We start from the raw sequence: 11,151 nt of genomic DNA on the forward strand, positions 1-11,151 counted from the left end.
GCATGCCGGCGGAGGAGCGGCTGATGCGGCGCCTGGTGCAGAAGGTCTCCGCGACCCGGACGTTCGCCCGGGTCGCCCCGCACGTCGTCCCGGTCCTGGACCGTGCGGTGCACCGGCTGACCGGGGGCAAGGTGCTGCTCAGCGCCCGGATGCTGCCCGGGCTCGTGCTGACGGCGACCGGCGCCCGGAGCGGACGGCCGCGGCGGACGCCGTTGGCCTGTCTGCCGGAGGAGAGCGGCAGCTGGCTGCTGATCGGCAGTAACTTCGGGCGTCCGGGCCACCCCGCCTGGACCGGAAATCTCCTCAAGTACCCGGAAGCGACGGTGAGTTGGCGGGGTGAGGAGATCGCCGTACGGGCCCGGCTGCTGAGCGGTGCGGAGCGGGCGCGGGCGTGGCGGGCGGCGCTGGACTTCTGGCCGCCGTACGCCGCTTATCAGGCGCGGGTGGAGCGGGAGATCCGGCTGTTCCGGCTGGAGCGGCGCTGACCGGTCGGCGGGGTGTGCGGCGGGGTCGTGGTGTGCGCGTTCCGCGTCCACATGCACACAGCGGGTGCCTCGGCGCCCCTGGGAGGGGGTGGCCGGCACCCGCTGTGTGTGCGGTACAGCTATGGCAGGACGGATAACGGACCGAGGGCGGAACGGGGCGGAGTGCAACGGGGCTTGGAGGCGCGGCGCTTCTCGGGCCGCTTCCTCGGAAGGGTGCCGGTTGCCGGGTGCCCGGTCGGATGGCTCAGGTGGCCTACTCGTTCGCTCTTACTGGATCGGCTTACTGGCTCGGATAAGTGGTTCGAACGGCTTGCTCCGCTTACCTGGTCGGCTTCTTGCCGGTGACGCCGAAGTGCACCAGCAGTGCCAGGTTGGGCTTGAGCTCGGCCTGTTTCACGCCCCAGCTCTGGAAGCCCTTCTGGTGACTGGCGACCGCCGCGAGCATGGCGACGATCGAACCGGCCATGGCTGCCGGGCTGACGTCCTTGTCGACCTTGTTCTTGCTCTGGAGCTCCTGGATGGAGTCGGTGAGCGAGTTGGTGACGGCGTTGAGGATCTTCATGCGGATCTTGTAGAACCGCTTGTCGCCCTCGGCGGCACCCAGGTCGACGACGCGCAGAATCGCATCGTTCTTGCGCCAGAAGGAGAGGAAGCCGTCGACCAGCTCCTCCGCCGCCTGCCAGCCGGACTTGCCCACCCAGGAGCGTTCGGCGACAAGATCGGTCAGAGTCGCGCCTTCTTTGGCCATCTCCTCGGCGATTTCAAGGACGGCACCTTCGACGTCCGGGAAGTACTGATAGAACGTAGCGGGCGAAGTCCCCGCTTTTCGGGCCACATCGATGACCTTGACGTCCCGGTAGGGGGACGAACTGAGCATTTCACTGAGGCAGTCGAGAAGCTTTTGCCGCGTCGCCTGTCCGCGGCGGCCGGCCACTCTGCCGTCGACGGTTCGTACTTGTCCTGTCATGCCGTCAGCTTACCGAGGGGTGATCGGAGCGCGATTTGGCTGCCTGCAAATGGGGATGCGGGAGTTCGGCCTCCGTGGGCCCTGTGGCCGCACCGGTGGGGAACCCGCTCGGGGTCCCGGTGAACGGTGCGCGGCTTGGTCCGAACCGGTGAATGCTCTTATCAACAGCCTGTGGACAACTTTCGTGGATAACCGGTCACGCTCCGTGCAGAAAATGCCGGGTGTCGACCGGAATTTTGAATTCCCCGCGCCGCGCACGTACGAACCGGTACTAGCGTGGACATATGGCCGCTGCGGTGGCCCGCAACGACGGCCGAGGGAGAAAGCCGTGCGCACAAGGAACGGACGACTTGCTTCCGGGCCGCGGATTGCCCCACCGAAGAAGTGCGGCCCCGAAGTGGCCTGCGCCGGCGCAGAATTGGCCGGTCGCCGGAACACCGGCCGACAGGCACGCCAACCCGCCGGTAACCCACGGGCCAGTTGTGCGCCGTCGGCCGTATCCGCGCACGTCAGGCCGGGTGGGGTAACGCCGGGTAACGGGCCCGGGGCGGGCACCGGGGGGTATGCCCTGACACGACGGACGGGCCCCGGGTTCGCAACCGTCGGCGCGGCCAGGAAGAATCAGCACGCGTACGGCCGTTTCGATAGTCCTCGCCGCAGGGCGGGGAGACGCTGCACGGGGCAGTGGCTCTCGGCGGCCCGTGGCTTTTGAGAGTCTCTTTTTTTTACGCCCCACGGGGAGGTGGCAGACAAGTGGTGGAGCAGCTGAAGCAGCTGACGCAGCACGATCCCCGGCGGATCGGGCCGTTCGAGGTGCTCGGCCGACTCGGGGCCGGCGGCATGGGACTGGTGTATCTGGCCCGTTCGGCGTCCGGCCGGCGCGTGGCGATCAAGACCGTACGTACCGAGCTCGCCGAGGACCAGCTGTTCCGGGTCCGCTTCACACGCGAGGTCGAGGCGGCCCGCGCGGTCAGCGGTTTCTACACCGCGGCGGTGGTGGACGCCGATCCGCGCGCGGCGGTGCCGTGGCTGGCGACGGCCTACGTCCCCGCGCCCTCCCTGGAGGAAATAGTCAATGAGTGCGGTCCGCTGCCGGCCCAGGCGGTGCGCTGGCTGGCGGCCGGGATCGCCGAGGCGCTGCAGTCCATCCACGGCGCCGGCCTGGTCCACCGCGACCTGAAGCCGTCCAACGTGCTGGTCGTCGAGGACGGCCCCCGGGTGATCGACTTCGGTATCGCCTCCGGGGTGTCCAACACCCGGCTGACGATGACCAACGTGGCGGTGGGCACCCCGGCCTACATGTCGCCCGAGCAGGCCCGGGACTCGCGCAGTGTCACGGGCGCCAGTGACGTCTTCTCCCTCGGCTCGACGCTGGTCTTCGCCGCCACCGGACACGCCCCCTTCCACGGCGCCAACCCGGTCGAGACGGTCTTCATGCTGCTGCGCGAGGGCCCCGATCTGACCGGGCTGCCGGACGAACTGCGTCCGCTCATGGAGTCCTGTATGCAGATGGAGGCGGCCCACCGGCCGTCCCCCGCCGACCTGCAGTCCCAGCTCGCCCCGCACCTCTTCGGTTCCGGCAGCGACGACAGCGGTACCGCGTCGGCGTGGCTGCCGCCCGGCGCGGTGGCGCTCATCGAGAGCCGCCGCGGCGGCCGCTCCGCCGTACCGCAGGAGAGCCGGCAGGCCGCCTCCGGACGCGCCTCCGCCCGTCCGGCGCCCGCCGCACCGCCGGTCCCGCCGTCCCCGCCCCAGGCGCCCGTGGCGGCCCCTCCGCAGCCCTCCCAGGCCCCGCCGCGGCCGGAGAACGCGCCCGCGGGCGCCGCCGCGGACGGCGGCTGGCCCGGCCGGATCGGTGCCGGCCCCGGCGCCCACCGCGGCAGCGACCCGCGCGGCGCCCACCCCGGCCCGATGCCGCAGCCGGCCGCGCTCGGCCCCGACGTCTCGACGGCCCGGGTGACCCCGGTCTCCGCGGCACCGCCCGCCGCCGCGCTCTCCGCGGCGTCCGCGGAAGGCGCCGCCGGACCCGTCCACCTCGGCGGCTCGCCCGCCCCGATAGGGCCGGGGCCGCGCGCCGAGGGCCGTGAGCCGCAGCCCCGCGGACAGGCCGGCGCCGCGACGAACTGGGTCCGGCCGCCCGGTGGCTCTCCGGTCGCCGGAGTGCCGCAGCAGGGCGCGTCCGGCGGTGCGCCGTCTCCCGAGGGCGCCGCGGCACCGGCCGAGCAGCCGCCCGCCGACCCGGGCCGCTGGCGCCCCTGGCGGTTCCGGATGTCCAACGACGTCTGGGGCACCCCCGCCGTGGACGGTGAGCTGCTCTACGTCACGTCCTTCGAGGTGCATGCGCTCGACGTGGCCAGCGGGCGGCGCAAGTTCAAGACCCGTGACGTGGCCTGGGCGATGGCGGTCGCGGACGGCCGGATCCACGCGTCGGACGGCCCCAGCCTGTACGCGCTGGACGCCACCGACGGCACCGACCGCTGGCGGCTGAACACCGACGGCTGGGTCTACGCCCTCAAGGTCGACCGCGGGACCGTCGTCACCAGCACCCGTGGCGGCGGCGTCCAGGCGTGGGAGGCCGCCACCGGCGAACTGCTGTGGGAGACCACCGGCGTCCAGACCGACTTCGAGACCGCCGAGGCCGGGCCGGTCATCCACGACGGCACGGTGTTCGTCTGGGCGGACGCCCGGCTGAAGGCGCTGGAGGCGCGTACCGGCGCGGAGCGCTGGTCGTACCCGGTCGGTGACGCGGCGGCCTGCGGCGGGGTGCCGATGCGGCTGCTGCCGGCGCCGGACGGGACGGTCTACGTCGTGGCCGGCACCCGGGTGCTGGCGCTCGACACCGCCCGCGGCGACGTCCGCTGGCACTTCGAGGCACCCGCGGTGTTCCTCAGCCCGCCCGCCTTCGCGCCCGGCCCGGCGGTCACCGGCGGCGGCGTCTATCTGGCGGACTACCTCGGCACGGTCTACGCGCTGGACCCGGCGGACGGCCGCGACCGCTGGCGGATCGCCACCGAGGCCCGGCAGTCCACCGAACCGGTCCTGGTCGCGCACGGCGCGGTCCACCTGGGCAGCGGCAAGGCGCTCTACACCCTGGACGCGGTGACCGGCACCCCGCGCTGGCGGTTCCAGGCGGGCGCCGAGGTCGTCGGCTCCCCGGTCGTCGCGGAGGGCCGGGTGCACTTCGGATCGGCCGACCACTGCCTGTACACGCTCGATGCGATGGGCGGTCAGCTGCGCTGGAAGCTGGCGACCGGCGGGGAGATCACCGGCTCGCCGGTGGCGGTCGGCGGCGTGGTCTACGCCTGCAGCAAGGACCGCTGTGTGTACGCGCTGGACGCGGCGAAGGGGACGGGGCAGGCCCGGCGGTCCTGACCACCCGGGGCCCGGCGGCTCCGCGTCCTAGTCCTCGTCCTCCGGAGGGCGGGGCTGCCGCTGTTCCCTGCCCCACTCCACGGGCGGGGTGGGCGGCGGCCGGCGGGCCGGCATGGTCGGCGGCTGCTCGTGCCGGTACGGCTCCGGTTGCGGTGTACGGGGCTGCTGGGGTGCCGGTGACTGCTGCCGGGTCGGTGGCGGCGGGGCGACCGGCGGCAGCGGTGTGGTGGGGGTGTCGTCCTCGGCGGGGTACGGACGGCCGGCGCGGCCCGGGGACGGGGGCGGCGGTGCTCCGGTGCCCGCCGGCCCGCCGGTGTACGGCTCGGGGTCCCACTCCTCGGCGCCGGGGCGACCGGCGTCCCACGGCTCGGGCGGGCCGGGCGGATAGGCGGCGGGCGGGTAGCCGGCCGGCGGACGGGCGGCCGGCGGGTAGGCGGAGTGCGCGTCGTAGCGGTCGTCGGGCGGGTAGGGGGCGTAACCGTCGTCGTAGTGGCGGTCGTCGTAGCCGCGGTCGTCGTATCGCCGGTCGTACCCGCGGTCGTAGACCCGTCGGTCGCGGCCCCGCATGACGAGCGCGCCGAGCAGCAGCAGCGCGCCGCCGCCGAGCGCGTTGGCCACGCCCACGCCCAGTCCGCGGGCGCCGGCGGTGAGTTCGCTCGCGGCCTGGCCCTGACGGACCATCCACAGGATCGTGAAGCCGAGCACCACCACGCCGGCGACGGCGACCAGCGCCCGGGAGCGCAGTGCCACCCCGATCAGCGCCAGCAGCGCGGCGAAGGCCATGGGCAGCAGGACGGAGCCGAAGAGCGCGGCACTGTTGGGGGTGATGCCGTTGAAGAGGTCCTCGATCCGGATGTCGCTGCCGTGACGGCCGTCGTACCAGGGACGGAAGGGGCTCCATACGGCGGCCGTCGCTCCGATGAGGGCGATCAGCGACCCGAGAACGTTGCGCACCACGGGCGTCGCCTCGCTTCGGGTCGTTCGGTCATCCTCCGTGACCGACGCTACGCCTGCCCGTCGGCACCCGCTAGACAGGTTGGGCCGGACGCGGGGCGGGGCCCGTACGGGGTGTCCCGGGCTCTTGCTAGGGTGCCGTGCACGCGTCAACCCGCAGTCCGCGCGGGCCAGGAAGTTTCCACGGGGGATCGACGATCATGAAGCTGCGCACACGTACGGGCACGGTCGGCGAGGGTGCTCGCAGGGCGACGAGGGTGGCGGCGGCCGGCGCGCTGGCACTGGTCACGGTCGCCACGCTCGGAGGGTGCGCCTTCAGCCGCCCGCGGGTCGCGATACCGACCTCGTACGCGAGCCCCACCGGATACGGCGCGACCCCTACGGGCTACCCGACGGACAGCTACTCGCCGTCCTACTCGCCCTCGCCGACCGAGGAGACCTACGACCCGGACGGGCGCGCGGACGTCACCGGCAGCAACTGCGACTTCTCCAACTCGCTGCGCCAGTTCACCTACACGGTGTCCATCACCAACCCGTCGACGACCTCCTCGTACTCCTACGACATGGCCGTGAACTGGATGAAGGCCAAGCCGGCCGACGGCAAGGCGTACGGGCTGCACGAGCGGTCCATCATCGTGGGCCCCGGCGCCACCGAGACCTACACCGCCAAGTACACGGTCAACCAGTCCTCCATCGGCCAGTTCTGGTACACCTGCCAGATCACCCGGGCGCACAAGACCAAGATGTAGTCCGGCCGTACCTGGCTGGAGGGTCATCTGACGAGCGGGTAGGGGTCCGCCCCTACGGGCCCGCCGCCCGCACCGCTCCCGGGCGGCCGCTCCTTCCGGGCGGCGAACAGGTCCGCCTGCCGGTCCGCCGGCAGACTGCCCAGCGCGATCAGCGCCGGGGCGTGCGCCCATCCCGGTGCCCGGCCCGCCTCGTGGGCCGCCCACAGCGCCCGTACGGTGCCCTGGACCGCCTCGGTCGGCTGGGCGGCGAGGGTGGCGGCGCGACGCAGCGCGACCTCGGCCGCGGCGCCGGGCGGGGTCAGTTCGGAGACCAGGCCGATCGCGTACGCGCGCGGGGCGCCCAGCCGTTCGGCGGTGCCCATCAGGGCCAGCCGCGCGGCCTCCCCGTAGGGCATCCGCTGCGCCATGGTGAGCGACTCGTAGGCGCTGACCATCCCGTAGGTGGTGTGCGGGTCGAAGAAGGTGGAGTTCTCGGACGCGACGATGAACTCGGCCTCGCCCAGCAGGTAGAAGGCGCCGCCGCAGGCCATGCCGTCGACCGCGGCGATGACCGGCTTCCACAGGTCGTTGGCCTTCGGACCGATGGTGAGCAGCGGATCGTCGAGGGAGTACGGCGAGGACGGCTGGGGGACGTCGGCGGCGCGGTCGATGCCGGTGCAGAAGGCGTGGCCGCCGGCGCCGGTGACGACCGCGGCCCGTACGGTGTCGTCGCACCGGAACTCCCGCCACAGGGCGGCCAGTTCGCGCGCGGTGGCCAGGTCGATCGCGTTGTGCCGCTCCGGCCGGTCCAAGGTGACCAGCGCGACGCCGTCCTCGGTCTCCGTGCGCAGGGTCATGGCCGCTCCAGGACCCAGCGCGGCACGGTCATGCCTCCGGGCGGTGTGTGGAAGACGGCCTTCACCGGGGCGCCGATCCGCAGCCGGTCCGGGGCGACGGAGTTGAGCGGGGCGTCCGCGGCGGTGACGAGGTTGCCGACCAGGCGGATGCGGGGGGCCTCGGCCAGTTCCACGAGGATGGCGTTGTAGCCGGGCAGGTCCGCGTAGGCGGGCAGCAGCGGCGGGTGCGGGACCACGTACGACCAGATGCGGCCGCGGCCGCTCATCTTCCGCCAGTGGCTGCCGAAGGACCGGCAGTGCGGGCAGCAGGGCCGGGGCGGGAAGCGGAGGGCGTCGCAGTCGGCACAGGACTGGACGCGGAGTTCGCCCCGCGCGGCGTACTCCCAGAAGGGGGCGCCGTCGTCGTCGACGACCGGTGTCAGCAGCATCTCAACTCCTCAGCAGAAGGGCGGAGGTGGGCACGCCCTCGCCCGCGGTGACCAGGCAGGTCGCGGCGTCCGGCACCTGCGCGGTGCTGGTGCCGCGCAGCTGCTTGACGCCCTCGTTGATCAGGTTGAAGCCGTGCACGTACGCCTCGGAGAGGCCGCCGCCGCCGGTGTTGAGCGGCAGCCGGCCGCCGATCTCCAGGGCGCCGCCCTCGGTGAAGGCCGCGCCCTCGCCGCGCCCGCAGAAGCCGTAGCCCTCCAGGGAGAGCGGGATGAGCGGGGTGAAGGCGTCGTAGATCTGCGCGACGTGCACGTCCTGCGGCCCGAAGTCGGCCTGCTTCCACAGCTGCCGGGCGGCGGTCCAGGCCGGGCCGGTCAGCGGGTCGTCGTTCCAGTAGTTGACCATGCCGTGGTGCTGGGCGGGCAGTCCCTGGGCGGCGGAGTGGACGTACACGGGCGTGTGGCGGCAGTCCCGGGCCCGCTCGGCGGAGACCAGGACGCACGCCAACGCCCCGTCCGTCTCCAGGCAGTTGTCGAAGAGGCAGAGCGGCTCGCTGATCCAGCGGGCGGTCATGTACATCTCGCGGGTCAGCGGGCGCTCGTACATCATCGCGGCGGGGTTCTGGTTGGCCCGGTTGCGGCAGGCGAGCGCGACGTGGAAGAGGTGGTCGCGGGTGGCGCCGTACTCGTGCATGTAGCGGCGGGCCAGCATGCCGATCTCGTCGGCCGGGCGCAGCAGCCCGAAGGGCCGGGTCCACTGCCCCGGGGTCGGCAGCTGCACCTGGGTGTTCTTCCAGGGCCGCGGCCCCGAACCGCGCTTGCGGGAGCGCCAGGCGACGCCGACGTGCGCCTGGCCGGTGGCGATGGCGGCGGCCAGATGGGCCACCGTCGCACAGGAACCGCCGCCGCCGTAGCCGACCTTGGAGAAGAAGGTGACGTCCCCGGCGCCGATCGCCTTGGCTATCTCGACCTCGTCGGTCTCCTCCATGGTGTACGAGGCGAAGGCGTCCACCTCCGAGGCGGCGATCCCGGCGTCGTCCAGCGCGGCCACGATCGCCCGGCAGGCCAGCGTCTTCTCGGAATCCGGAAGCCGTTTGGCGAACGGGGTCTGCCCGATGCCGGCTATCGCCGTCGCGTCCTTGAGGGTCGCCCCCATTGGCCACCTCCGAAGTCCGTCGTCCGTACTGACAGCCGAGGAGGCTACCGCTAATCTGACGGGTAGTCAGCTACTGGGGCGGGCCGGATCTTCTTCCGCGGGAGGCAGGGCGAATGGACGACGAGGCGGCGGTGCGGGCGGACCTGGAGCACGGCACCATCCCCCGCCTGGTGCGCGCCGCCGCCCGGCGGTACGGCCCCCACGAGGCGGTGGTCGAGGGCCGCACCCGGGTCACCTACGCGGAACTCGGCGAACGGGTCGAGCGGGCGGCCGCCGCCTGCCTCGCCTCCGGGGTCGCGCCCGGCGACCGGGTCGCCGTCTGGGCGCCCAACACCCTCGACTGGATCGTCTCGGCCCTCGGCGCGGTCACCGCCGGCGCGGTCCTCGTCCCGGTCAACACCCGTTTCAAGGGCACCGAGGCCGCCGACCTCCTGCACCGCACCCGCGCCCGGCTGCTCTTCATCACCGGCACCTTCCTCGGCACCTCCTACGTGGCCGCGCTGCGCCGCGCGACCGGGGGGAGCACGGGCGGACTCCCGCACCTGGACCACGTGGTGGTGCTCTCCGACAGCGCCCCCGAGGGATACCGGACCTGGAAGCAATTCCTCGCCGACGGCGACCGGATCACGACCGAGGAGGTCCGCCGGCGCGCCGACTCGATACGCCCCGACACCCCCTCCGACATCATCTTCACCTCGGGCACCACCGGCCGCCCCAAGGGCGCCGTCCTCACCCATGAGCAGACCCTGCGCTGCTACGGCATCTGGAGCGAACTGGCGGGCCTGCGCACGGGCGACCGCTACCTGATCGTCAACCCGTTCTTCCACACCTTCGGCTACAAGGCGGGCATCATCGCCTGCCTGCTACGGGGCGCGGTGATGGTGCCGCAACCGGTGTCCAGCGTGGACACCACGCTGGCCAACCTCGCCGCCGAACGGATCTCCGTACTCCCCGGCCCGCCCACCTTGCACCAGACCCTCCTCGACCATCCGGCCCGCGGCACGCACGACCTGAGCGCACTGCGCCTGGTGGTCACCGGCGCGGCCGTGGTGCCGCTCCAGCTCGTCGAGCGGCTGCGCGACGAACTGGGCGTCGCCACCGTCCTGACGGCGTACGGCCTCTCCGAGGCGAGCGGCCTGGTCACGATGTGCCGGCGCGACGACGACCCGGCGGTCATCGCCGCGACCTCGGGCCGCGCGATCCCCGACACGGAGGTACGGGTCCTCGCCCCGCCGGGCGAGCCCGGCGAGGTGCTGGTGCGCGGCCACCACGTCCTGCGCGGCTACTTCGAGGACCCGGAGGAGACCGCGAAGGCCGTGGACGCCGACGGCTGGCTGCACACCGGCGACGTCGGCGTCCTCGACCCGGCGGGCAACCTCCGGATCACCGACCGCATCAAGGACATGTTCATCGTCGGCGGCTTCAACGCCTACCCGGCCGAGATCGAGCAACTCCTCGGCCGCCACCCGGACATCGCCGACGTCGCCGTCATCGGCATCCCCGACCCGCGCCTCGGCGAGGTCGGCAAGGCCTACGCGGTCCGCCGCCCCGGCGCGGCCGTCACCGAGGACGACCTGATCGCCTGGTCCCGCCGCGAAATGGCCAACTACAAGGTGCCCCGGGAGGTCGTCTTCGTCAGCGAACTGCCACGGAACGCGAGCGGAAAGGTGTGCAAGCGGAGCTTGCGTTGACTCCCACGTACTTGGCTGTCCCGCCGCGGTGGTTTCTCGCCGTTGCCGCTTTGCGGCGCCCCGCACGTACCTGTCTGCGGCGCCGTGGGTCGTCTCGCCGTTGCGCTTTGCGGCGCCGCGTACGTTGTCGGCTGTCCCGCCGTTGGGCTTGCTCGCCGTTGCGCCTGGCGGCGGGCGTGGTGTTTTCGGGTGCGGTGACAGCCCTACAGACTTCGTCCTCCGGTCTGTCCCCTCCCGTTGGTGGGTGGGAAGAGCTGAGTGGGGGCGGGCGTTGTCCGGGAAGTTCCGCGTGTCGTGGGGTGTCGTGCGGCGACGGGAATACCTCGCTGTTCCCGTCGTGTTGAGGCCTGCAAGGGGCGTTCGTGTCCCCTACGGGATCTGTTCGCCTGTGCCCTACGGGACCTCGCCGACCTCCGCCCCCACCCACCGTTTTCTTACCCACTCCCGGGAGGGGACGGGCCGGAGGGGCCTTGGTAGTTTCGAGAAATACAAAGACTACCAGAAAAAAGCCCCCCC

Annotated in this window: 9 protein-coding genes; 4 read left to right on the forward strand and 5 right to left on the reverse strand. The window is 72.7% G+C overall.

All coding sequences use genetic code 11. The annotated features are described in order from the left end of the window. Positions 1-2: 2 nt before the first annotated feature. Positions 3-485, forward strand: coding sequence for a nitroreductase family deazaflavin-dependent oxidoreductase (locus ACFV1J_RS28165; protein WP_385862628.1), 483 nt, complete (start codon positions 3-5; stop codon positions 483-485). A gap of 319 nt (positions 486-804) precedes the next feature. On the opposite strand, the gene ACFV1J_RS28170 is transcribed toward ACFV1J_RS28165, so the two are convergent. Next, on the reverse strand, positions 805-1,452 hold the full coding sequence (locus ACFV1J_RS28170; protein WP_385862630.1) for a TetR family transcriptional regulator: 648 nt from the start codon (positions 1,450-1,452) through the stop codon (positions 805-807). A gap of 753 nt (positions 1,453-2,205) precedes the next feature. Here ACFV1J_RS28170 and ACFV1J_RS28175 point away from each other — a divergent pair. Next, positions 2,206-4,824: a PQQ-binding-like beta-propeller repeat protein gene (locus ACFV1J_RS28175; protein ID WP_385862632.1), complete on the forward strand. Its 2,619-nt coding sequence runs from the start codon at positions 2,206-2,208 to the stop codon at positions 4,822-4,824. Between the two features lie 27 nt (positions 4,825-4,851). Here ACFV1J_RS28175 and ACFV1J_RS28180 read toward each other — a convergent pair whose 3' ends face one another. After that, complete coding sequence (locus ACFV1J_RS28180; protein ID WP_385862634.1) at positions 4,852-5,781, reverse strand: hypothetical protein; 930 nt, start codon at positions 5,779-5,781, stop codon at positions 4,852-4,854. 197 nt (positions 5,782-5,978) lie between these two features. On the opposite strand from ACFV1J_RS28180, the gene ACFV1J_RS28185 reads away from it, so the two are divergent. After that, complete coding sequence (locus ACFV1J_RS28185; protein WP_385862636.1) at positions 5,979-6,527, forward strand: hypothetical protein; 549 nt, start codon at positions 5,979-5,981, stop codon at positions 6,525-6,527. 23 nt (positions 6,528-6,550) lie between these two features. On the opposite strand, the gene ACFV1J_RS28190 is transcribed toward ACFV1J_RS28185, so the two are convergent. Genes ACFV1J_RS28190 through ACFV1J_RS28200 form a run of 3 tightly spaced genes read right to left on the reverse strand, consistent with a single transcriptional unit; the run spans position 6,551 to position 8,944 of the window. Continuing rightward, positions 6,551-7,363: an enoyl-CoA hydratase/isomerase family protein gene (locus ACFV1J_RS28190; RefSeq protein ID WP_385862637.1), complete on the reverse strand. Its 813-nt coding sequence runs from the start codon at positions 7,361-7,363 to the stop codon at positions 6,551-6,553. Then, entirely contained in the window at positions 7,360-7,791 is a 432-nt protein-coding gene (locus tag ACFV1J_RS28195; protein ID WP_385862639.1) for a Zn-ribbon domain-containing OB-fold protein, read from the reverse strand. The genes ACFV1J_RS28190 and ACFV1J_RS28195 overlap by 4 nt, the downstream gene beginning before the upstream one ends. 1 nt (position 7,792) lies before the next feature. Beyond that, positions 7,793-8,944: a lipid-transfer protein gene (locus ACFV1J_RS28200; protein WP_385862641.1), complete on the reverse strand. Its 1,152-nt coding sequence runs from the start codon at positions 8,942-8,944 to the stop codon at positions 7,793-7,795. A gap of 113 nt (positions 8,945-9,057) precedes the next feature. Here ACFV1J_RS28200 and ACFV1J_RS28205 point away from each other — a divergent pair, with 113 nt between their 5' ends. Beyond that, positions 9,058-10,635 (forward strand): FadD3 family acyl-CoA ligase, encoded by a 1,578-nt coding sequence (locus ACFV1J_RS28205; RefSeq protein WP_385862643.1) that lies wholly within the window; start codon positions 9,058-9,060, stop codon positions 10,633-10,635. The last annotated feature ends 516 nt before the right edge of the window (positions 10,636-11,151 follow it).

Origin of the sequence: Streptomyces sp. NPDC059649 (assembly GCF_042734445.1) — a bacterium.
In the GTDB taxonomy this organism is placed as follows: Bacteria; Actinomycetota; Actinomycetes; order Streptomycetales; family Streptomycetaceae; genus Streptomyces.